We start from the raw sequence: 21,685 nt of genomic DNA, 5'->3' as shown, positions 1-21,685 counted from the left end.
TATAATTTTGGTCGATTACCCTTAAAGAAAATAAAGAAAAGTTCTTGTCCGACAGTGCCAGGAATTTTAAAAGCAATGATGATTTTTGGGTAACGTCGTCGGTATTGAACCTGGCAAGCACAGCGCCTGCTGATACTGGGATAGGTGTAACTAGTGGGTTACGGATGTTCCTATAAAACTGGTTGCTAACCTTGCTAAGGTCGTACTAAGTTCTTTATGTTCTGGACCTGTCGCAGATATCCCGTCTGTGATTGCTTTCAAAGAGCGCCGCTGAGTAATCAAGCGGTGGCGTTTATCGCTTTATAGGAGATCTACAACTGTGCTTAACCGAATTCACGTCAACCGCGCTAAAAAGATTGCGATCGCCGTGGCGGCATCGAGCGCGCTCGTTTTGACGGCGTGCGGTGACGAGGGAGACTCTAAGGAGAATAAAACCACCTCGGCTACGACTTCTAGCTCACGTGCTACCACAGCTTCCGAGACTTCTGAAGCGGCTGCAGCGCCTTCTACGGAAGAACCTGCGCCAGAATCTCCTACCCCTGCTCCTCAGGGCAATAACACACCTCCTGCCGCGCTCAATGAAGCAATGCCTGAGCTAACGTACAACGATGTCCCTCCAATTGACGGCGGTGCGCCTGCAACTGATGGGGATCGCCAGGCTATTGAGAACTTGGTGCGTGGAATCAACGGGGCGAAGACCATCCGTGATTACATCGGCTATGTGCCCGCACACACATGCCAGCGTGTGATCAACGAACAAGGCGGCCCGGCTGCTTTTGATCTTTCACAGTTCCCGGATGTTCCGCTTGACGATTTTGAGGAATACCGCAAGGCAAAGCCATCCATTGACAATGTCGATTCCGTTCAGGTGAATGGCAACATTGCTTCTGCTAGCGTGACGGCTACGGCAAACGGTGACACAAATACGGCTACCCAGCGCTTTGAGCGAGAGAATGGCGAGTGGAAGTTCTGCCGCTAAGAACGAACAGCTCCAAGGATGAGCCAGTCACTGACTGGCTCTGAACAACAAAGTTGGCGCTGTTGGAATGAAATATTGGGCTACTGCACGTTTGGGCGGTAGCCTTTTGCTATGCCTAAGCAAGATTCTGGATCTTTTATTCCTACACCAGGTGCGCTCTCGTATGATGCAGAAGATACTGTCACTAGGTCAGAGACTGATCAGGAGCGCACGGTGGCTCAAGGGACTTCGCTTCAGCGGGCAAAGCTCACATGGAAAGTCTCGGAGAACACAGGCAATTTCTCGGCGGTAGTGATAGCTATCGTATGTATTTATGCAGGTTTGGGTGCCCTGTGGCCGGTGATACGGCCTCGATACGATGCCACCTTGGTGGAAGGTGGAGGTCTACAGCTACTGCCAGGGGAAAATATTGAGTTTATTTCCTTTGCGCAGTTCGTAGGGATTACCACTGTGGTAGCTGTCGTACTAGCAGTGTCTCTCCTCAAACTCATGCCACAGGGGCGCGGTGTGGCACTGTTGTTATGGTTTGGCGTGTGGATTTTTATAGGTGGGGGAGTGTTTTTGTTTGTGGGAGATTTTGTCTCAGGGGCGATTTCGGATGTAGCTCGAGCAAAAGAACTCACAATAGGAGAGAACATCTCTTTTATTCCGCCGTTATCTCCCGGTATCGCGGCGCGTCTAGCGCCGGTTTTCGTGGGAATGGCCGTGTATTGGTGTCGTTTGTACATCAACATTGATGAGACCGACAATGAGCAAGAGAGACTCGAAGACGCAGCGGAAATAAAAGCGTAAGTAAAACTTTGCAGCTTAAAGGTGCTCTGGCCCGGGAGGGACGTCGTAAAGCCCAAATCCGGGGCTTTTTAGTGTTCGGACACACATGAAAATAGCAGAGAAAGCCTGTTCAAGATGAACTGCGAGCTGCGTATCGTTGAGACCTCCGCCAACATCAACAGTCGCTTCCACCCGGATACTTAATGAATCATGGGCGGTGGTGGAGACAAACGCTTTAGACTCTGTGTTTTCCTCGTTCCATCTGTTGCACAGCATGAATACGCGGCTGAATTCGCGTTCGGAGCTGAGCCCTGAGTCCCATACTCCCCAGCAAAGAATTGTGGGACCGGATTCTAGAGAACAACCGAACTCAATATCGGCGTGCCATTCGCCTGTAGGCAAAAGCGCGCGCTCATTCCATGTACTCGATACCTCGGACATGATCGGGGTGATTCTTTCCATAGTCACCGTGGAAGGAGTATCAAAAAGTGAGGCAGTGTCTGAGCTCACCTCGATGTCCTCGAATGGGGATTGAGGAGGCTCGGCTGATGATGATAATTCCGGGAATTTTTCCAAGAACCAATTGACGGCCAAGAGAGTCGCGTCGCAGGCAAGCTCTAAAAACTCTGCGAGTTGTAGATCTGTGGCTCCGATAGCAGCTGAATTGGCTGAGCGAAATGCCAACTGCAGATGCGAATCAGGAGAATAGCTAATGCGTGCAATGGGACTGACTCTTTCGTTGTTCCATAACGTTACGGCAGCAGCTACCTCATTAAAATAGTGCAAGGGGAGTGCACCAGAAGCCTTTGCATCGACGATGATGACGGGGTCAGAACCTCCCCGTAAGCTCACAAAATCACTGTGTTCAGGCCACGGAATTTCGAGAATGTCGCCGTTGATAGCGGGGATGGAATGGAGCGTGTAACCAAGTTTATTGAGTACATGGGATACGCGGGGCATCGTGACCGGTTTAATGCGGTCTTTGTTAAAATCTGGCCGCTCGGGAGAATGCGAGCCCTCTGAGGTGCTGTGATTGTTCACTCAAGGGCTCCTTCCTACTGCTTATGATGTGCGAGTGTGCTGTTGTCATTCTCACGGCGAGGACACAGCATCTTATAGATACTTGGAAAAGAGTAGTCCTCGGGTCGGTCATAAGTAAAAGCTAGGAGGGGTTTTGCTGTGGAACAGCTGGCTTAGGGTTGACGTGGGGAGGGGTAACACTAGCTCCATTTTCGGGGGAAGAGTCTATGAGAAGCTACCTACTCATGCTTGAATGGCTCTAAGGCGATAACCGGAACATAATTCCGTTTCTCGCATATAATGTGAAAAACGTGTGCTGGATGAAGTTTTCGCATGGAATCACTGTGGAAACATTGCATTTTTAAACGCATACGGAAAAAAGACGTTCCCCACGGAAGTGTGAGCAACAATGCTGAGCTTGATCGATCTACGCGGACATACCCCTACTACGAGTGAACTCCGTCGTACTCTCCCGCGCGGAGGTACCGATGTTAACTCCGTTGCGCATATTGTTGAGCCGCTTCTGCATAAGATTCACGAGCACGGTGCTCAAGCCGCCCTTGATTTTGGCGAAAAATTTGATCACGTGAGGCCGAAGAGCGTGCGCGTCCCGCAGGATGTGATTGACGCTGCATTGGATTCTTTAACTCCCGAGGTAAAGCAGGCACTTGATGAGGCTATTGCCCGAGTCCGCAAAGTCCATGCTGATCAAAAGCCACAGGAACACGCGACACACCTTGCTGCTGGAGCCACAGTCACTGAAGTATTCCTGCCTGTGGAACGCGTGGGACTGTATGTTCCAGGTGGAAACGCGGTGTATCCCTCAAGCGTTGTTATGAACGTGGTGCCAGCTCAGGAAGCCGGAGTCACGTCTTTGGTGGTGGCATCGCCACCGCAAGCTCACTGTGGTGGCTGGCCACACCCGACGATTCTTGCAGCTGCAAAACTGCTAGGAGTCTCGGAAGTCTGGGCGGTAGGGGGAGCACAAGCGGTAGGACTTTTAGCTTACGGCGATGACGCTGAAGGTTTGGAGCCTGTGGATATGATCACCGGGCCCGGAAATATCTTTGTTACTGCGGCAAAACGCATGGTCAATGGCGTAGTAGGTATTGACTCAGAAGCGGGTCCAACTGAAATCGCGATCGTAGCGGATGGAAGCGCTAACCCAGTATGGATTGCCTATGACCTTATTAGCCAGGCAGAACATGATGTTTTAGCAGCCTCAGTGTTGATAACGGACTCGGAAGACCTCGCAGAACGCGTTAATGCTGAGATAAAGGCACGCTTTGAGATTACACGCAACTCAGATCGGGTTGCCCAAGCTCTCCAAGGGAAGCAATCGGGCATCGTGCTTGTCGACGATCTCGCGACCGCGCTGACTGTCGCCGATGCTTATGCTGCGGAGCACTTGGAGATCCACACGGAAAATGCCCAGGAGGATGCTCGCAAGATACGCAACGCAGGCGCTATCTTTGTCGGGGGTTTCTCACCGGTTCCGCTTGGCGATTATGCCGCAGGCTCTAACCATGTTCTTCCGACATCTGGGAGTGCGCGTTATAGCTCGGGACTTTCCACACATACTTTCCTCCGCGCGGTGAACCTCATTGAATATGATGAGGCCGCGCTAAAAGACATCTCGGATACGATTGTTGCTCTTGCCGACGCAGAGGAGCTTCCTGCGCACGGAGAGGCTATTCGTTCCAGGTTTGAGGACCTCACCGCAGAGTGAATCTGATCTCTAGCCTAAGCCTTTGATAACCAACAAAGCCCTTATTGCCCTAACACATGAGAGAAGCACCTGAATATATGTCAGAGATTAGTTTGGACGATCTTCCGCTCCGTCCTGAGTTACGTGGCCAATCAGCATACGGGGCGCCGCAATTGGGAGTAGATGTACGGCTTAACACCAACGAGAATCCGTACTCTCCTTCTGACGCTCTGATCGAGGAACTGGCGCATGCGGTGGCGGAACAAGCGCGCTCTCTTAATAGATACCCTGAACGCGATTCCGTAGAGCTCAGGATTGCGCTGGCTCAATACGTGACTGAGCGCACCGGTACAGAGGTTTCTTATAAAAACGTGTGGGCGGCGAATGGTTCCAACGAAGTATTGCAGCAACTTCTGCAGGCTTTCGGTGGCCCAGGACGCACAGCATTAGGATTCCAGCCGAGTTACTCTATGCACCCCATCCTGGCAGAAGGGACTCATACTGCTTTTGTTTCGTGCCCGCGTGGAGCGGATTTTCGTATTGATATAGATGCTGCTCTTGAGGCTATCGCTGAGCACTCGCCCGAGATCATCTTTGTGACTACACCTAATAATCCCACGGGTGATGTCACGTCGATTGACGATATTCGTCGTATCGCAGACGCTGCCCCAGGAATTGTCATTGTGGACGAGGCATATGCAGAGTTTTCGGATGCTCCTAGCACTACAACTTTAATTGCGGAATATCCGGATACCATTGTGGTCTCTCGAACGATGAGCAAGGCGTTTGATTTCGCGGGTGGGCGACTCGGCTATTTTGTAGCTTCACCTGCATTCATAGAAGCCGTGATGCTGGTTCGCTTGCCTTACCATTTATCGTCGCTTTCCCAGACTGCGGCATTGGTGGCATTGAAGCATAGCAAAGACACCCTTGCGACGGTGGACATATTGGTGCGAGAACGACAGCGTGTTCAGGATGCCTTGATTGCATGTGGTTTTGATGTAGTGCCGAGCCACGCTAATTTCCTATTTTTCGGGGCTTTTAAAGACCAGCACACTGCATGGCAGGAGTTTTTAGATGGCGATGTTCTCATCCGGGACGTGGGAGTTCCTGGTTATCTACGCGTCACTATAGGCCTTCCCTCGGAAAACGATGCTTTCATCCAAGCTGCGCGTCGGGTCGCCCATACTCATGGAATTAGTCCTATGGCGTAGCAAGCTACAAAGCACTTGAATTATTGTATTCCCAGTACGATCGGTATGAGACTGAAGATTTAGCGTAGCTATTTAGTACAGATAGGGACGCGTTCCCTTTTTCTAAAACGGATAAGGATATTGAGATGGCGACAACCCCTAGAGTTGGAACGGTGACTCGTACCACGAGCGAATCACATATCACTGTCACCATTAACCTTGACGGGACCGGGCAGGTCGAGGTGAACACAGGGGTGCCTTTTTTGGACCATATGCTTACAGCATTCGGTGTGCATGGCGCTTTTGATTTAACTGTTTCCGCTACAGGCGATACTCACATAGACGCGCATCACACGGTTGAAGACACTGCGATTGTCCTGGGGCAAGCCCTACTCGCAGCTGTGGGCGATAAGCGCGGGATCCGTCGTTTTGGGTCTTTCCAACTGCCCATGGATGAGACTCTGTGCGAGGCAATAGTAGATTTTTCAGGACGCCCTTACTTCGTCATGAACGGAGAGCCCGATTACATGGCGCATTCCGTTATCGGAGGGCACTATCCCACGGTCATTAACCAGCACTTCTTTGAATCCTTAGCGCTCAATGCTGCCATTACCTTGCATGTGAATTGCCGTTATGGTCGTGATCCCCACCATATAACGGAGGCAGAATTCAAAGCCGTAGCCCGGGCGATTCGGCATGCTACGGAGCCTGATTCTCGTTTGACAGGGATTCCGTCTACTAAAGGGGCCTTGTAGTAGTGGAACATTCAGATATGTATCTTGCCGCAGGCACTACGGGAGACTATTTAGTGTCCTACATACTGTTTCTGATCGGCGGACTGTTGGTTGGAGGCGTCTGGTCGGCGTATAAAGCAGAAAACATTTTGTTAGCCGTGGCTTTGGGCGCATGTGCGTTAGTATCCATCGGTGGCGGAATCGCATGGGCCGTGAGTTTGTATTGATTCAGTGAATACACACAGCGCGGACAAACGGTGAGTGCAGACTTAGCCAATAGGCGTTAGTTTCTCACCGTTATTTGTTTGCGCTAAAACCATGGCCCGGTGTATCTCAACAAGAAAAGTGGTCCACAATGGAGGATGCACGTGGGTGCTTATCTTTTATTGAACGGGAGGGATTGAGCATAGTCGGAGATAAAAAATCAAGCATGAGAAATAGGGAAAGTACGGTAGCGATGGAAGAACCACCGGCGCTAGAGCAAAGCGTCGATCAATCGATCCTTAAAATTACAGGTTTCTTACCTACAACCGTAGCTGTGGCCGCAGCTTTTGCGGCTTTTTCGCTGATGCTCCCCGTGATTCCGCTGGCGGTTATCGCAGGCGGTGGATCAGACACGTTGGCAGGGGCCAGTACAGCTGTGTTCATGGCAGTTACTGTGTTGACCCAATTGTGCACAAATGCGGCATTATTGCGCTTTGGATACCGCAAAGTGATGGTGCTTGCTGCGTTGCTTCTCGGTGTTCCTGCTCTTTGGTATGTCATAGCGATGGATCCCGTGTCAGTGCTCGTGGTTGCCGGTGTGCGTGGTGTGGGATTTGGTTCTTTGTGCGTTGCCCAATATGCGTTGGTGGGACAACTAGTACCAGCAGGAAAACTCGGGAAAGCTTCTGGGGTTCTTGGTTTGTTTGTGGGGGCTTCCCAGATGGTGTGCCTTCCATTGGGATTGTTGCTTATCGACGCCGGAGTCGGCTTTAATGCCGTATTTGTTGCGGGCGGACTCGCAGCTCTTATCGCGGGCATCATGGCTTTTGCGATTCCAAACTTAGATCCTGCGCAACCTGCTGCGGCTGAAGTATGGACTGAAGAAGACGATGCCCGAGAGCTGGCTAAAAACCGTCGAAACACAATGGCGAATACAGCCCGCAATCAGATAGTTAAAGTAGCTAAACGCACGGTACCCGCGAGGACCCGTCGGCAGATTCGTAAGCGCATTCATCGTAGACCTCGCACTAAGGGGCTAGTAGTCACCGTAGTACCTGCGGTTGCTCTAGCCAGTGTGTCTATGGGGTACGGTGCGGTGTCGAGCTTTCTACCCGCATCAGTAAGAGAAACGGATCCAATCTACGGTGCGACGATTGCAGGGATCATGCTATCCGTTGTCGGTGGTGCACAGATGATTTTCCGATATATATCGGGGACTCTCGCCGATAGACTCCAAAGACCTGGTGCCATGATGATCCCTGGCTTATTTTTGTCTTCTATAGGACTGGTCGGCATCGTAGTCGTGCTCACACAAGGATGGTCTGCGTTATGGCTTATCTTTACTGCTCTGTTCTTTGGGGCAGGATTCGGATTAGTGCAAAACGAGGCGCTTTTGGAAATGTTCCTCCGCGTGCCTCGCGGGAAAATAGCTCAAGCGTCGACCGTCTGGAATGCCTCGTTTGATACCGGTACGGGTATTGGCTCCATTATCTTGGGTGTCGTGGCTACCTCACATGGGTATAGCGCGGCCTTTGCAGGCGGCGCTGTCTTAGTAAGCATTGGTTTAGCCACTGAATTAGGGGATCGTATCCTCCGAAAAAGGGGTAAGCGTCAGGCACTTGCACAAGCAGCAGCTTAGCTCACATTAGTATGGTGAACCATGAAGAAAGTGGCGCTGCTTGATTATGGTTCAGGGAATCTTCGCTCAGCTCAACGGGCTCTTGAACGTGTAGGGGCGGAGGTTACCGTAACCAGTAATCCGGAGGTAGTCCTCAACGCTGATGGTCTTTTGGTACCAGGCGTGGGTGCTTTTGCCGCCTGTATGAAAGGGCTGCGAGAAGTCCAGGGGGACCGCATGATTGGACAACGCTTAGCCGGTGGGCGCCCGGTCATGGGAATTTGTGTAGGAATGCAGATCATGTTTGAGCACGGTATTGAGCACGGCATCCAAGCGCGAGGCTGCGGTGAGTGGCCGGGGACCGTCGAAAAGCTTCAAGCGAAAGTGTTGCCGCATATGGGATGGAATACCGTGGATACAGAAAGCGAAAGCGAGCTTTTTGCCGGGTTGGATAGCTCCACTCGTTTTTATTTTGTGCATTCCTATGGCGTGAGAAATTGGGAATTTGAAGGGGATGGTTTAACGCAGGCGCCATTGGTCACGTGGGCGAGCCACGACGAGGATCGATTTGTGGCAGCCGTAGAAAACGGCCCACTATGGGCCACCCAGTTTCATCCAGAGAAGTCTGGTGATGCCGGTGCTCATGTGTTAGAGAACTGGTTAGCCACCCTCTAAATCTTTGTGTTCCTGAGAAGCGTAGGACACCAGGCGAATGTACTCGATCGAGGGGGGAGGTTCGTTTTGAGATCAACGTTGGTGTGAATTACATCCTCGTGGCTAAACTTGGCGTTTATGACTTTCACACTCCTCCCCGCAGTCGACGTTGTCAACGGACAAGCTGTTCGCTTGGATCAAGGCGAAGCCGGAACAGAGAAGTCATATGGGTCGCCTGTTCATTCAGCCCTTAAATGGCAAGAACAAGGCGCACAATGGCTTCACTTTGTAGACCTTGACGCAGCATTTAACCGGGGAACAAACCATGAGTTGATGGCAGAAGTAGTGGGAACACTAGACATCAAGGTGGAACTGACCGGTGGAATTCGTGACGATGAGTCATTAAAGCGAGCACTCAACACAGGCGCAGCTCGGGTAAATATTGGAACAGCTGCACTTGAGAATCCAGAATGGATTGAAAAAGTCCTCGGGGAATACGGTGACCGGATTGCAGTCGATATTGCAGTACGCAACATCGACGGAGAATGGAGGACCCGCGGTAACGGCTGGGTTTCCGACGGCGGGGATGTGTGGGAAGTACTTGAGCGTCTTGACTCCCAAGGCTGCACGCGGTTTGTAGTAACGGATGTGTCAAAAGACGGAACCCTAACAGGGCCGAACGTTGAACTATTGCGCGATGTCTCTGCCGCTACAGAGGGAAAGATTGTTGCTTCTGGCGGAATTTCTACTATCGCAGATCTCCTGGAACTCGCTCGATATGAAGACGAAGGAATCGATTCAGCGATTATTGGAAAAGCTCTCTACGAGGGACGTTTTACTCTCCGCGAGGCTCTGGCTGCTCTATGAGTGATGTGCGTGAGTTATACCATGTCGCCGAGGCAATCCTTGATGACGCGGAGAGAATATTTATTCATGGCCTAGGCTCAGATCCTGCTTTGTTAAAAGAAAAAGGGGACTTTGCCACAGAATATGACATTCGAATTGAACAGTATCTACGGAAAACCTTGACCCAGATGACTGGGATCCAGGTTTACGGAGAAGAATGCGGCGGAGACCAGGGCACTCCCATGTGGGTCGTGGATCCCATCGATGGTACTGCTAATTACGCTGCCGGAAACCCGATGTGTTCGATTCTTATTAGCCTCGTGGTGGATTTTCAACCAGTCCTTGGTCTCACCAGCGTTCCCATAACGGGACAGCGCTTTGGAGCGTTTGATGGATCGCCCCTGTATATCAACGGCCGGCCACAGCTTCCTTTGGAGGATGACCCTCGGGCAGCTGCACATTTGGGCTTTTCTTCTATCTCCTCGCCCGTGCAATCGAGTTTCCCCACGGAAGTGCGACAGGGCTTGCTAGGGGTATTAGCAGAAACGTATTTGCGCCCACGCATTACAGGTTCCGTCGGAATCGACTTAGCGTATTCCGCCGCAGGAATTTTTGATGCAGCATTGTCCCTGAGTCCCAACATATGGGACAACGCCGCTGGCGTCATGCTGGTTCGTGCGGCTGGGGGAAAGGTGACGGACCTTCATGGCGAGGAGTGGACACCAGAATCACAAGGCGTAGTCGCAGGTTCTGCACGTTCGCATGCTTTGTTGCTACGAGCAATCGATAAGTTCCGTTAAAGCAAGCAGTAACTGCTTGGTCTAGAGCGCACGCCAGATGGGGGATACGCGTAGCCAGCTATGGGAAAAGTGCGGGAGAAGTGCGATAGTCTCCATAAAATACACACGCGGACTACGGACGCAAAGGAGTCACTAATGCCGGTAGCAGTACGAGTTATCCCTTGCCTAGACGTTGATAATGGGCGCGTAGTCAAGGGCGTGAACTTTGCAGGATTGAAAGACGCAGGAGATCCTGTTGAACTTGCGGCACGGTATGACGCAGAAGGCGCCGATGAATTAACTTTCCTGGATGTTTCTGCTTCCAAGGATGGTCGTGGAACGATGCTCGACGTGGTCAAGAAAACCGCGGATCAAGTTTTTATTCCACTCACCGTGGGCGGCGGGGTGCGAAGTGTTGAGGACGTGGACCAGCTTTTACGCGCAGGTGCGGACAAAGTAAGCATCAATACATCTGCCATTGCTCGCCCTGAGCTGATTCGTGAGCTCTCTCAGCGGTTCGGGGCGCAATGTATTGTCCTTAGCGTTGACGCGCGCCGTGTCCCAGAAGGTGGAACTCCGCAACCCTCTGGCTTTGAAGTAACAACACATGGCGGCAGTAAATCCGCTGGTATTGATGCCGTACAGTGGGCGCGCCAAGGGCAGGAGCTAGGTGCTGGAGAAATACTTTTAAACTCAATGGATGGCGATGGAACAAAGCAAGGCTTTGACATTGAGCTTTTAACCCTTGTGCGTGACGCGGTGAGCATTCCCGTGATTGCTTCGGGAGGAGCTGGCGCAGCCGAACATTTTCCACCCGCTGTCGCTGTAGGCGCAGATGCAGTGTTGGCGGCGTCCATCTTTCATTTTGGAGAAGTAACAATTCCTGAAGTAAAAGAAGCGATTGCGGGGGCTGGTTTCCAGGTTCGTGAATGTTCCACCCCACCCAAGTAGTTACAAGATTCCTTATTTTGCGATTGAAAAAGCATTGTCCATGGTCAACCGCAAAGACTAACACTGAGGACAACCAACGATGAATATTGCAGACCCCAGTACTTTTGAGCTTGAAGAATCCATATTCCGGCGTGTGAGTTTTAATGAAGCTGGGCTCATACCCGCAGTTGTCCAGTCGACCACTGGAGAAGTCTTAATGATGGCGTGGATGGATTCTCATGCGTTGGCGTACACTCTTGCCACACGTCAGGGAACGTATTTTTCCCGATCCCGCCAAGAGTATTGGATCAAGGGGCTTACCTCGGGTAACACCCAGGAAGTGAAAGAGCTTAGGCTTGACTGCGATGGAGACACCATCCTTATGACGGTAGAACAACACGGTGGTGCATGTCATACCGGAGATCGAACCTGTTTTGATGCAGACAAGCTGTTATAAGTTTATGCGCGCTATAACGTGCTAAGACAGCATCCTAAACCAAAGAGAGGTTGAACCAACATGGCGATTAAGCCCATGCAATCGAGTGCCCTTATCGGACTTGGAGCATTAGCTGTTTGGGGCGCATCACGCATGCCATGGTTGGGTGTGGAAGCGTACGACGATAAATCGGGAAGCAAATCCCTCGACGTGAGTGGTGGCATGTGGAGCACAGAGACTACTGCAGTAGCTCTTGTGCTTCTCGCTGCGTGTATAGCAAGTTTTGCTTTGCGACGCGTCGGGCGTCGATTGGTAGGCATAGTTGCAGGACTCGCGGCGGCTGGGGGAGCATGGTCCCCCATACACCTTTTGACAACAGATCCAGATCGGGAACGTGTCTTGAGTCTGTTGACCTCGGAATCGGCGTCAGGGCATCAAAAAGATGGTGCTGCGCTTACCGGATGGGCAGAAATTACGAATCTTACAACGCATACTTCCGCTGCGGCTTTAGCAATCATCGGGTGTGCCCTCGCATTATTCGGGGGACTGGTGCTTGCGATGAACCCTGGAAAAGATTCTGCGAAGAAGAATCGGTATGAGCGCAAACAAGAGCGTTCGCAGAAGATACGTAAGGATCTGGAAGATGCTCCTGATTCGGGCAGAGTCTTGTGGGATGCTATTGATGCCGATATAGATCCCACAACAGATAAAGGCCGTGGATAGGTTTATTCAGGTTGAGAGAAACTCTAGAGAAATATGCACTATAGTTCATAGCCCCTAGAAAAAGGGCGATTTTCACAAGTGAAGGTTGTTCCAGTAGCCTAAAAAACGATCATTCTAAAGATAATGGGACGGGTTATGGCATCAGTCTTCGAAGAGATTATTGCGGGCGTCATTGAAGATGTAGCTGCGCGAGAATCAGTGGTGTCGTTTAAAGAGATCAAAGCCCGTTCGCGTGCCTGCGAGCCACCTCGTGATGCAATTGCAGCGCTTCTTAGTAGTGGTTGTGGTGTGATTGCGGAGATTAAACGAGCAGCTCCTGACCGGGGAGTTCTCGCAGAGATCAATTCTCCTGTTGCCCTGGCAAAAGAACTTGTTGCTGGTGGTGCTAGTTTGATCGCGTGCCAGACAGAACGTCGAAGGTTTCACGGCTCGTTATCCGAGATGGCTGAGATCCGTCAAGCAGTATCGGTACCAGTGATGTGTCGAGACTTCATCGTGGATCCCTATCAAATCCATGAAGCACGCTGTTATGGGGCAGATATGGTGCCGTTGCGTGTAGCGGCTTTAGACCAAGCCAGAATGATTGCGCTTATAGATAGAATCGAATCTCTTGGGATGGCTGCTCTGGTAGAAGTTCGGGACACCGAAGAAGCATCTCGTGCTGTTGCAGCGGGCGCAAAAATCATAGGAGTCAATGCTCGAGATTTCTCTACGATGACGCTCAACCGCTTAGCTTTTGCAGAAATTGCTCCAGGGCTTCCTACAGATGTGATTAGAGTCGCCTTGTCCGGCGTACGGAACGCTCGCGAACTTTTGGATTACGCAGCGTCTGGAGCGGACGCCGTGGTGGTGGGAGAAAAGATTGTTACTGCCGCAGATCCATGCGAAGCGACGCGTTCGTTGGTGGCGGCGGGCCAGCATCCATCGTGCCCGTCTCGGGGATAAAGGGGACGGAGCAGCTAACAATTGGCCTTACACAGTTGGGTTATAGAGCGGAATACGGCAAACTAAGGAAGTTCCGTTACTAATGACGACTGGAGTTTATTCAAGGTGACTGTGAGTAATTTGGCGTATCTGCCATCCCCGCCTCAGGGCGTATGGATGCTAGCCGGGATTCCCATTCGTGCGTATGCGCTATGCATTATTACTGGGTTCATTATCGCTGTATGGATAGGCTCCAAGAGATACGTTAAGCGTGGGGGAAATCCAGACGTGGTGATCGATGCTGCTATCGTGGCGATGATCTCCGGCGTGATAGGCGGCCGTCTTTACCATGTAATAACAGACCACCAGAAGTATTTCTGTGATGACTGCAATCCGGTGGATGCCTTCAAGATCACTAACGGCGGTCTTGGTATTTGGGGTGCTGTCTTCCTAGGGACAGTCTGCGTTTATTTTTATCTCAAGGCGAAGCATGTTCCTTTTGCACCTTTTGCCGATGCGATGGCACCAGGGATTGTTTTAGCGCAAGGAATTGGCAGGTTAGGCAACTGGTTTAACCAAGAGCTGTATGGGGCAGAAACGTCTGTGCCATGGGCGTTAGAAATTTATTATCGTGTGGATGCTGAAGGAAAATTTGCTCCACTTACTGGACATTCGACTGGCGAGATTATTGCTACTGTCCATCCGACGTTCCTTTATGAGCTGATCTGGAATGTCTCGGTCTTCTTGTTCTTGCTCTGGGCAGATAAGAAATTCACGCTGAGCCATGGCCGGGTGTTCGCTTTGTATGTTGCCGGGTATACCTTAGGGCGATTCTTCATTGAAACCATGCGAGTAGATGAAGCAACGCATCTTTTCGGATTACGCATCAACGTTATCGTTTCCGCTGTAGTCTTTATTGCTTCAGTAGTTGTTTTTTATGTGCTGTCGCAGAAAGCTCGAAAAACAAGGGAAGAAGCTGCGGTAGTAGGGGCTGATTCGCAGGATTCTCCCATAGAACACAGTTCTTAATCTGCGGATTTTCTAGGGAGCGGTCGGATATTCCGGCTGCTCCCTTCCGTATATCGTGGATTCTTTGTCTTTGTGATAGAAATCGCGAAAATTTTTCAGATTGACCCAACTTGCCCGAATAGGCCCGATAATGTCTGTTTTCTATGGTTTTAGTGGAAGCTGGGGGCCAGCGAGATGAAAAAATGTGGGTACGGAGACAGAAGTTGCTAGCAGGATGCACTATTCGGGATTAGGGTTTAGGTTATGGAACGTCGCACAAAGATTGTTTGTACTCTTGGCCCAGCAGTGGCCAGTGAAGATGGAATCCTGCGCTTAGTCCAGGATGGCATGAACGTCGCCCGAATGAATATGTCACATGGTGACCACTCGGACCACGAGAAAAACTATAAGTGGGTGCGTGAAGCAACCGATAAAACCGGAAAAGCAGTGGGTATCCTCGCGGACCTGCAAGGGCCAAAAATTCGCCTTGGTCGCTTCGTCGAGGGTGCAACTGTTTGGGCAAACGGAGAGATTGTCCGCATTACTGTTGATGATGTTGAAGGAACACACGATCGTGTTTCTACGACGTATAAGAACCTAGCTAAAGACGCTAAACCGGGTGATCGCTTGCTTGTCGACGACGGCAAGGTAGCACTACGCTGCGTAGACGTCGAAGGCAACGATGTTATCTGCGAAGTCATTGAAGGTGGCCCTGTTTCTAATAACAAGGGAGTCTCCCTTCCTGGAATGGATATTTCTGTTCCTGCGCTGTCGGAGAAAGACATCGAGGATCTACGCTTTGCAATAAACCTCGGTGTTGACATTATCGCTTTGTCCTTTGTCCGCTCGCCAGCGGATGTGGAGCTCGTCCATGCAATTATGGACGAAGAAGGACGTCGCTGTCCCGTTATCGCTAAGTTGGAAAAGCCTGAGGCAATGGATGCCTTGGAGTCGATCGTCTTGGCGTTCGACGGCATTATGATTGCGCGTGGTGACCTGGGCGTGGAGTGCCCGCTTGAGCAGGTTCCGCTCTTCCAGAAGCGCGCAATTCAGATCGCTCGGGAAAACGCAAAGCCAGTCATCGTGGCTACGCAGATGCTTGATTCCATGATCGAAAATATGCGCCCGACTCGTGCTGAGGCTTCAGACGTGGCCAACGCCGTTCTTGACGGCGCAGATGCCGTGATGCTTTCCGGTGAAACTTCTGTGGGTGTTGACCCTCATAACGTTGTTCGCACTATGTCTCGCATCGTCTCTTATGCTGAGACCGACGGAAAGGTGCCTGATCTTGCGCATATCCCGCGTACTAAGCGTGGCGTGATTTCTTATTCTGCGCGAGACATTGCCGAGCGCCTTAATGCCAAGGCTCTGGTCGCTTTTACCTCCTCGGGAGATACAGCTAAGCGCGTTGCTCGTTTGCACTCGCATTTGCCGCTATTGGTCTTTACTCCAAACCAAGCGGTTCGTTCTCAGTTGGCGCTGACCTGGGGAGTGGAGACATTCTTGACTCCTGAGGTTAAAGACACCGACGATATGATGAAGCAGATTGATGATCAGCTTTTAGGTATGGACGCTTATCATCGCGATGACATGATTGTGCTTGTTGCTGGTACCCCTCCGGGAATTCCTGGTAACACCAACATGATCCATGTGCATTTGTTGGGTGAAGAAACACACGTATAAGCACTGATGAGTGACAATAAGGGAAGCAGTTCGTTAACGAACTGCTTCCCTTATTTCAGTAGCGGACTAATTAGGAGAGTTCAGCCGCACCGAAGGATACATTGAAAGCTTCGCACCACAGGGTTACGGACTTCCAATCGGAGAAGTTGATGTTGTCGGGCAGGGTGTATACCTGGTTGCCTTGGTTGCCCTTGATGGGAGCAACGTCAAAGTGCTCGTGATCCTTGGCTACAAACCAGCCAGCCTGGCCTTCAACAACAGGGCCCTTACTCAGCCACACGTGAACATCGGGGCCGTTAGAAGTGGAGAGGTTGCTCAGTACGAGCTTCTTTTTGCCGTCAGAATCGACGATCAGGTCAACCTTGCCGCTTGTCTGGTGCTCGTGGGAAATGAAAGTACCCTGGCGGTGCTGAGCGGCATTTTCTGCCATCATCTTGTCGGTGCGTTCCATGGCATCGCCGGAAGACGGGGTGGTTTGCGTAGAGCTCTGGGAGGAGAGTGCTGCAGGAAGCTGGTCTTCGACTTTCTTGTCAATGAAGAGCAACCACGGTTTGAAGACAAAAAGTGCTACAGCGAGGATCACAACGAGTACTGCAGCGATGATAGAAATCTTTTTCCGGCTCATCTGGAATCGTTTTGCGGTCATGAGTCAATCTTTCTCTGCGAGGTCGTGGCTGTCACTTTTACTTGGTTGACAGCGGGTCTACATTTGCTATTACGGAACGTTAAGCCTTTATGGATTGAAACGTGATACAAAACACAAAGTTTCCGCTCGTGGGTATTAGTTCCTGAGAAAGATAGCGCGTTTATCTGATAGGAAACTGAATAAGTCACGAGACCTAAAAAGGTATCGTGACTTATCGAAGAAATCAAATAATGGTTACGCGATGGCGGTTGGCTCGATGTCCCACACTTCCTGCGCGTAATCGGAAATGGTGCGGTCGGAGGAGAAACGCCCTGATTCGCAGATATTTATCCAACATTTACGGGCCCATGCCAATTGATCGTTGACATAGTCCGCTGCCATAGCGTCGCGAGTCTCGCGGTACGCAGAGAAATCGCCTAGAACGTAGTAAACGTCGGGAGTTTCCCAGCCGTTTCCGTCGAGAAGCGATCCTCTGAGATCGTGGAACCAGCCGGAATTATCGTCGTTGAGGGTGCCGTCGATAAGCGCGTCGAGTGCTCGCTTGAGTCCTGGGACCATCTCGTAGGTGCCCATGGGGTTGTAGCGCGCTTTGAGCTCGGGGAGTTCCTCGTTCTTGGCGCCAAAGATGTAGGCGTTATCGTCTCCTACGGAATCAAGAATCTCAACATTGGCACCGTCAAGAGTCCCTAGCGTGAGCGCACCATTCATCATGAACTTCATGTTTGATGTGCCCGAAGCCTCTTTACCAGCCGTAGAGATCTGCTCCGATACATCGGAAGCCGGGATGATGTGCTCGGCGGGGGAGACATTGTAATTTTCCACAAAAACGACCTTGATGAGCTTGGAAACCTCTGGGTCGTTGTTTACTAGATCCGCAATAGCATTGATGAGCTTGATAATGGCTTTAGCTCGGATATAGCCCGGTGCTGCCTTTGCTCCGAAGATGAAGGTGCGCGGAGGAACGTGGGTCTCACCGTCTTCTTTGATACGGAAGTAAAGGTCGATGATGTAGATAGCGTTGAGGAGCTGGCGCTTGTACTCGTGGAGGCGCTTGATCTGGGTATCAAAGATCGACTCGGGGTCAGTCTCAATGCCTTGGCGGTCCTTGAGCCAGGTAGCGAAATCTCGCTTGTTAGCGGCCTTGATCTCCAGGAGCTCCTTCATAATCTCTTCATCATCGGCGTAAGAGCTAAGTTTTTTCAGCTCAGAAAGATCGGTGACCCATGCGTCTGAACCCGACAGACGCGTCAGGAGCTCGGAAAGACGTGGGTTGCACATCTTTAGCCAGCGGCGTGGGGTAACACCATTGGTTTTGTTGTTGAACTTTTCCGGCCACAGAGCATGCCATTCTTTGAGAGTATCTGCCTTGATGATCTCAGTGTGCAGGGCAGCTACGCCATTGATCGAGAATGCCGCGTAGCAGGCGATCCATGCCATATGCACGTTGCCGTCATGAACAGGGGAAAGGTAATTAATTTGGCCCTCATCAAGGCCACGTTGTGCCATATCCTCGCGGAATCGACGATCGATCTCTGCGGTGATTTCCCAGACGCGATAGAACAGCTGCTGGAAAATGGAAACGTTCCACTGCTCGAGAGCCTCTGCGAGAACCGTATGGTTGGTGTATGCAAAGGTGCCTTGGACCACCTTCCAAGCGTCATCCCATGAAAGGCCGTGTTCGTCGAGAAGCAAGCGCATTAGCTCGGGGATAGCCAGCACAGGGTGCGTATCGTTGAGCTGAATGCTGTTGTACTTATGGAATCCGCGGACGTCATCGCCATGGTGCTTGACATAGTTATCAAGCATTTGCTGCAAGGAAGCAGACACAAAGAAGTATTGCTGACGCACACGCAGAACTTTTCCGGCATACGTTGTGTCGTTAGGGTAGAGCACGCGGCAGATATCCATGACGCGCTCTCGCTCGACGATGGCGTCGGTAAAGCGCTGGGAATTGAAAGCGTCATAGTCGAACTCTTCGAGCGGCTCGGACTTCCACAGGCGTAGCGTTCCCACGTTATCTGTGCCATAACCCGTGATAGGCATGTCATAAGGGGTGGCGCGTACAACCATGTCGTCGAAAGTGACGATGCGCTGCTGGTCATCGCGACGAATCGTAAATGGATAGCCGTCTTCTCGCCATGCGTCAGGATGCTCAGTTTGGAATCCGTTGTCAAAGGTCTGGCGGAAAAGCCCATAGCGATAGAGCAAGCCATATCCAGTAACCGGCAAGTTCTGTGTGGCACAGGAATCGAGGAAGCACGCAGCGAGGCGACCCAGGCCGCCGTTGCCCAAAGCTGCATCGTTTTCAGCTTCTAACACATCGGAGAGTTCGTGCCCTTGTAGGCGCACAGCTTCCTTTGCATCTTCCTCAAGACCGAGGTTGGTGAGGTTGTTGAGCAAGGCGCGTCCCATGAGGAACTCCGCGGAAAAGTAATGCTGTTGGCGGGTCGCAGAATACGTTTCTACGGTTTTTGCCCAGTTATCGGCAAGCTGCTCCATGACGGAGTTGGATAGGCCGAACCAGAATTTTCTGTCGGTTGCTGCCTGCGGAGAGGATCCGGAAGCACTACGGACGTGTCCACCGATGTTGTCAGCAAAAGCTGCAATGTCTTCAGTGCGCTCGTGTGAACGGTGTTTGTTCATTAAAGAACTCCTGACCTTTGAAAAAGATTGCTGCACATTTTCTTTGCGCAATTCACCTTCCATATCCTATATGTGGATGGGCATCGCCACATGTAATACCAAGGCAGACACATTGCCTACGAAGTCCGCATACATCGATAACAGGGGAAATAGCTATACGACGCCCCTGTACGATCTCATAATCGCTCTGCGTTATGCCCGGTGATGTGGATTTATGTGAGATAAAACGTGCAGTAGGGATGCTTCTTAACATGATCTGACACATAGCGAGGAGTGCCCGCTGACGCTAGAAAAGCAATGCAAAATCCCCACCAAGTAGGGCAATTGATGTGCTTCGGATGTACTGCGAGAGAGCATACAACGCGCACTGTATCAGCGTGGGTTTGTTGTGAGGGATGCGTGCTGCGTTACCACTAGGTAAAACTAAAAGCTCTAGAGTGTGCACAAATGAAGGGCGTGAGGCAGTGAGGCTGGAATTTTATTTTGATCGTGACTGTGGTTTTTGCGAGGTAAGCGCAGGTGTTTTGGCGCGGCTATGTCCGAGCGTACGCATAATTCCAGCTGCGCCAGATTCGTCTCCGGGTTCCTCTTACGTGGGGAAAAACATTAGTCATTCGGCAGTAGCCCGGGTTAACAATTCTTGGTCTCAAGGCGCAAACGCTATAGCGAGCATTCTAGAAAGCGGGGGAAGCAACGCTGGACTTAGGTGCGTAGGAAGAGCGTTGAAAACCCCCGTGGTCGCACCTTTTGCTGGAGTCGTCTACAGATTAATAGCAATAAACAGACACCGGCTTGGACCACTTATTGGCGCAGAGGCCTGCCGGTTGAACTACTGATGCCCCAGATAGGTAAGTACCGCTGTGACTGTGGCATGAGTTGCGGACGTAACTGTGGGCGCATAGTCAGGTAGGAAAGAACCCATGTGATTGACCGGAATATCCGATTCGATGGTCCCTCGCTGCTCCGCGTCTTCCCATTGGTCGCGTGGAGTGGCTCCCACGGTCCAGAAGAGATATGGGGAGTTGAATGCCATGGGGATGTTGGAAAAATCCTCCGACGCTGTCCATTGGCTTGCTGTGCGAGAATCTGCTCCAAATACGTGATCAAAATTAGCTCGTACGCGTGCGAACACATGCGGGTCGTTTTCTGTGAGTGGGCCGTGGGCGAAATAACGGAAAGTAGGAGGAACCGTTATCCCAGATGCCGCGCATTCCGCCTGCACTACGCGTTCAATAGCCGCATAAAGTTTGCGTCGGACCTCGTTGCTGTACATGCGGCAGTTCAGCACAATCCGCGCATTTCCTGGAATCGTATTGTTGGAATGTCCAGACTCCAAGGTTCCCACAGAGATGATCGCAAAGTCTTGAGGCGCAATCTCACGGCCCACGATGCCTTGAAGTCGAATAACTATCATGGCCGCGATATATGTGGGATCAATAGAATTGTGCGGCATCGAACCATGTGCGCTTTTCCCTTCGATGCGTATTTCTATGGAATCGCATGCTGCGAGAACTGCGCCTGGTTTGGACATAACAACGCCAGCAGGACCTGGCACGATGTGCTGTGCAAAACAGACATCAGGACGCGGAATTTTTTCTACCAGACCGTCTGCGACCATGGCTTCAGCTCCAGCCCCATTTTCTTCGGAAGGCTGAAAAAGCGCGATGAATGTGCCTGCCCACTGTGAACGGTGAGCGTCGAGAAGCGCGCAAGCTCCTAGCAACGCGGTCGTATGCATGTCGTGTCCGCAAGCATGCATGACCGGAACCGGTGACTCCCCGGATGTGTCTATGCGACGTGAAGCAAAACTTACACCTGTGGTTTCTTTCACCGGAAGCGCATCAAAATCGGCGCGGGCAAGGACGCACGGGCCTTCGCCGTTGCTAAAGATCGCTACAACCCCATGCCCACCGATCGAGGGGCGGATAGTGCAGTCGAATTCAGCAAGCTTCTCTTGGATTTTTGCGGAGGTTTCTTGCTCCCACCCAGAGAGCTCGGGGTGGGCGTGCATCCACCGGTAAAAATCCTTTTGCCAGCTGAGGTCGGTTGTAGAGGAAGCCAAAAATTCAGCGATATCCATGCACTCCACCATAAAGAAAGCGGCCCGAGCGTTAGCAAACGTCCCCCCGGTTCTTGTAGCCCGATGTGGTGCGGTACTGGATATCGCCTGGAAAACATTGTGCGGG

21 protein-coding genes are annotated in these 21,685 nt (G+C 51.4%); 17 read left to right on the top strand and 4 right to left on the bottom strand.

Annotated elements, in window-relative coordinates:
* The first annotated feature begins 319 nt into the window (after nucleotides 1-319).
* A complete protein-coding gene (locus CKV68_RS02715; RefSeq protein WP_013911837.1) occupies nucleotides 320-979 on the top strand; it encodes an Rv0361 family membrane protein in 660 nt (219 codons plus the stop codon).
* Nucleotides 980-1,090: 111 nt separating this feature from the next.
* Nucleotides 1,091-1,771 (top strand): hypothetical protein, encoded by a 681-nt coding sequence (locus CKV68_RS02710; RefSeq protein ID WP_038622046.1) that lies wholly within the window; start codon nucleotides 1,091-1,093, stop codon nucleotides 1,769-1,771.
* 15 nt (nucleotides 1,772-1,786) lie between these two features.
* Here CKV68_RS02710 and CKV68_RS02705 read toward each other — a convergent pair whose 3' ends face one another.
* Nucleotides 1,787-2,791, bottom strand: coding sequence for a YbjN domain-containing protein (locus tag CKV68_RS02705; protein ID WP_013911835.1), 1,005 nt, complete (start codon nucleotides 2,789-2,791; stop codon nucleotides 1,787-1,789).
* A gap of 388 nt (nucleotides 2,792-3,179) precedes the next feature.
* Here CKV68_RS02705 and hisD point away from each other — a divergent pair, with 388 nt between their 5' ends.
* The 14 genes from hisD to pyk all read left to right on the top strand — a co-directional run bounded on the left by hisD (nucleotide 3,180) and on the right by pyk (nucleotide 16,210).
* Nucleotides 3,180-4,499 (top strand): histidinol dehydrogenase, encoded by a 1,320-nt coding sequence (gene hisD / locus CKV68_RS02700; protein WP_013911834.1) that lies wholly within the window; start codon nucleotides 3,180-3,182, stop codon nucleotides 4,497-4,499.
* A gap of 77 nt (nucleotides 4,500-4,576) precedes the next feature.
* Nucleotides 4,577-5,692 (top strand): histidinol-phosphate transaminase, encoded by a 1,116-nt coding sequence (locus tag CKV68_RS02695; RefSeq protein ID WP_038622041.1) that lies wholly within the window; start codon nucleotides 4,577-4,579, stop codon nucleotides 5,690-5,692.
* Nucleotides 5,693-5,817: 125 nt separating this feature from the next.
* Entirely contained in the window at nucleotides 5,818-6,426 is a 609-nt protein-coding gene (hisB, locus tag CKV68_RS02690) for an imidazoleglycerol-phosphate dehydratase HisB (RefSeq protein WP_013911832.1), read from the top strand.
* Nucleotides 6,427-6,443: 17 nt separating this feature from the next.
* Nucleotides 6,444-6,632, top strand: a complete 189-nt coding sequence (locus tag CKV68_RS02685; protein WP_048517520.1) for a hypothetical protein — start codon at nucleotides 6,444-6,446, stop codon at nucleotides 6,630-6,632.
* A gap of 311 nt (nucleotides 6,633-6,943) precedes the next feature.
* Nucleotides 6,944-8,248 carry an MFS transporter gene (locus CKV68_RS02680; protein ID WP_038622756.1) on the top strand — a complete coding sequence of 435 codons (1,305 nt, stop codon included), beginning with the start codon at nucleotides 6,944-6,946 and terminating at the stop codon, nucleotides 8,246-8,248.
* Nucleotides 8,249-8,269: 21 nt separating this feature from the next.
* Nucleotides 8,270-8,902: an imidazole glycerol phosphate synthase subunit HisH gene (hisH, locus tag CKV68_RS02675; RefSeq protein ID WP_014525987.1), complete on the top strand. Its 633-nt coding sequence runs from the start codon at nucleotides 8,270-8,272 to the stop codon at nucleotides 8,900-8,902.
* Nucleotides 8,903-9,019: 117 nt separating this feature from the next.
* A complete protein-coding gene (gene priA, locus CKV68_RS02670; protein ID WP_013911828.1) occupies nucleotides 9,020-9,748 on the top strand; it encodes a bifunctional 1-(5-phosphoribosyl)-5-((5-phosphoribosylamino)methylideneamino)imidazole-4-carboxamide isomerase/phosphoribosylanthranilate isomerase PriA in 729 nt (242 codons plus the stop codon).
* On the top strand, nucleotides 9,745-10,527 hold the full coding sequence (locus CKV68_RS02665; protein WP_038622039.1) for an inositol monophosphatase family protein: 783 nt from the start codon (nucleotides 9,745-9,747) through the stop codon (nucleotides 10,525-10,527). The genes priA and CKV68_RS02665 overlap by 4 nt, the downstream gene beginning before the upstream one ends.
* Nucleotides 10,528-10,662: 135 nt before the next feature.
* Nucleotides 10,663-11,457 carry an imidazole glycerol phosphate synthase subunit HisF gene (gene hisF / locus CKV68_RS02660; protein ID WP_014525985.1) on the top strand — a complete coding sequence of 265 codons (795 nt, stop codon included), beginning with the start codon at nucleotides 10,663-10,665 and terminating at the stop codon, nucleotides 11,455-11,457.
* 79 nt (nucleotides 11,458-11,536) lie between these two features.
* Nucleotides 11,537-11,893, top strand: coding sequence for a phosphoribosyl-AMP cyclohydrolase (gene hisI / locus CKV68_RS02655; RefSeq protein WP_013911825.1), 357 nt, complete (start codon nucleotides 11,537-11,539; stop codon nucleotides 11,891-11,893).
* A gap of 60 nt (nucleotides 11,894-11,953) precedes the next feature.
* Nucleotides 11,954-12,595, top strand: a complete 642-nt coding sequence (locus tag CKV68_RS02650; RefSeq protein ID WP_013911824.1) for a TIGR02234 family membrane protein — start codon at nucleotides 11,954-11,956, stop codon at nucleotides 12,593-12,595.
* A gap of 135 nt (nucleotides 12,596-12,730) precedes the next feature.
* Nucleotides 12,731-13,540, top strand: a complete 810-nt coding sequence (gene trpC / locus CKV68_RS02645) for an indole-3-glycerol phosphate synthase TrpC (protein ID WP_014525983.1) — start codon at nucleotides 12,731-12,733, stop codon at nucleotides 13,538-13,540.
* 156 nt (nucleotides 13,541-13,696) lie between these two features.
* A complete protein-coding gene (gene lgt / locus CKV68_RS02640; RefSeq protein ID WP_216606821.1) occupies nucleotides 13,697-14,548 on the top strand; it encodes a prolipoprotein diacylglyceryl transferase in 852 nt (283 codons plus the stop codon).
* A gap of 243 nt (nucleotides 14,549-14,791) precedes the next feature.
* On the top strand, nucleotides 14,792-16,210 hold the full coding sequence (pyk, locus tag CKV68_RS02635) for a pyruvate kinase (protein WP_013911821.1): 1,419 nt from the start codon (nucleotides 14,792-14,794) through the stop codon (nucleotides 16,208-16,210).
* Between the two features lie 70 nt (nucleotides 16,211-16,280).
* On the opposite strand, the gene CKV68_RS02630 is transcribed toward pyk, so the two are convergent.
* Nucleotides 16,281-16,856 carry a DM13 domain-containing protein gene (locus CKV68_RS02630; RefSeq protein WP_013911820.1) on the bottom strand — a complete coding sequence of 192 codons (576 nt, stop codon included), beginning with the start codon at nucleotides 16,854-16,856 and terminating at the stop codon, nucleotides 16,281-16,283.
* 234 nt (nucleotides 16,857-17,090) lie between these two features.
* The gene (locus CKV68_RS02625; protein WP_095075548.1) at nucleotides 17,091-19,499 is read right to left on the bottom strand and encodes a glycogen/starch/alpha-glucan phosphorylase; all 2,409 of its coding nucleotides are present in this window, start codon (nucleotides 19,497-19,499) and stop codon (nucleotides 17,091-17,093) included.
* Nucleotides 19,500-19,894: 395 nt separating this feature from the next.
* On the opposite strand from CKV68_RS02625, the gene CKV68_RS11475 reads away from it, so the two are divergent.
* The gene (locus CKV68_RS11475; protein WP_095075547.1) at nucleotides 19,895-20,335 is read left to right on the top strand and encodes a DCC1-like thiol-disulfide oxidoreductase family protein; all 441 of its coding nucleotides are present in this window, start codon (nucleotides 19,895-19,897) and stop codon (nucleotides 20,333-20,335) included.
* Here the strand turns inward: CKV68_RS11475 and CKV68_RS02615 are convergent.
* Nucleotides 20,329-21,591, bottom strand: a complete 1,263-nt coding sequence (locus CKV68_RS02615; protein WP_095075546.1) for an amidohydrolase — start codon at nucleotides 21,589-21,591, stop codon at nucleotides 20,329-20,331. The two genes, CKV68_RS11475 and CKV68_RS02615, sit on opposite strands and share 7 nt — an antisense overlap.
* Nucleotides 21,592-21,685: the final 94 nt, after the last annotated feature.

The organism is Corynebacterium ulcerans (genome assembly GCF_900187135.1).
GTDB classification, from domain to species: Bacteria; Actinomycetota; Actinomycetes; order Mycobacteriales; family Mycobacteriaceae; genus Corynebacterium; species Corynebacterium ulcerans.
This window is presented reverse-complemented; position numbering and strand designations above follow the sequence as displayed.

Coding starts and splice junctions, on each gene's coding strand:
- CKV68_RS02710 (WP_038622046.1), top strand. CDS start 1,091: ATGCCTAAGCAAGATTCTGGATCTTTTATTCCTACACCAGGTGCGCTC.
- hisD (WP_013911834.1), top strand. CDS start 3,180: ATGCTGAGCTTGATCGATCTACGCGGACATACCCCTACTACGAGTGAA.
- CKV68_RS02695 (WP_038622041.1), top strand. CDS start 4,577: ATGTCAGAGATTAGTTTGGACGATCTTCCGCTCCGTCCTGAGTTACGT.
- hisB (WP_013911832.1), top strand. CDS start 5,818: ATGGCGACAACCCCTAGAGTTGGAACGGTGACTCGTACCACGAGCGAA.
- CKV68_RS02685 (WP_048517520.1), top strand. CDS start 6,444: ATGTATCTTGCCGCAGGCACTACGGGAGACTATTTAGTGTCCTACATA.
- hisH (WP_014525987.1), top strand. CDS start 8,270: ATGAAGAAAGTGGCGCTGCTTGATTATGGTTCAGGGAATCTTCGCTCA.
- priA (WP_013911828.1), top strand. CDS start 9,020: ATGACTTTCACACTCCTCCCCGCAGTCGACGTTGTCAACGGACAAGCT.
- CKV68_RS02665 (WP_038622039.1), top strand. CDS start 9,745: ATGAGTGATGTGCGTGAGTTATACCATGTCGCCGAGGCAATCCTTGAT.
- hisF (WP_014525985.1), top strand. CDS start 10,663: ATGCCGGTAGCAGTACGAGTTATCCCTTGCCTAGACGTTGATAATGGG.
- hisI (WP_013911825.1), top strand. CDS start 11,537: ATGAATATTGCAGACCCCAGTACTTTTGAGCTTGAAGAATCCATATTC.
- CKV68_RS02650 (WP_013911824.1), top strand. CDS start 11,954: ATGGCGATTAAGCCCATGCAATCGAGTGCCCTTATCGGACTTGGAGCA.
- trpC (WP_014525983.1), top strand. CDS start 12,731: ATGGCATCAGTCTTCGAAGAGATTATTGCGGGCGTCATTGAAGATGTA.
- lgt (WP_216606821.1), top strand. CDS start 13,697: ATGCTAGCCGGGATTCCCATTCGTGCGTATGCGCTATGCATTATTACT.
- pyk (WP_013911821.1), top strand. CDS start 14,792: ATGGAACGTCGCACAAAGATTGTTTGTACTCTTGGCCCAGCAGTGGCC.
- CKV68_RS02630 (WP_013911820.1), bottom strand. CDS start 16,856: ATGACCGCAAAACGATTCCAGATGAGCCGGAAAAAGATTTCTATCATC.
- CKV68_RS02625 (WP_095075548.1), bottom strand. CDS start 19,499: ATGAACAAACACCGTTCACACGAGCGCACTGAAGACATTGCAGCTTTT.
- CKV68_RS11475 (WP_095075547.1), top strand. CDS start 19,895: ATGCGTGCTGCGTTACCACTAGGTAAAACTAAAAGCTCTAGAGTGTGC.
- CKV68_RS02615 (WP_095075546.1), bottom strand. CDS start 21,591: ATGGTGGAGTGCATGGATATCGCTGAATTTTTGGCTTCCTCTACAACC.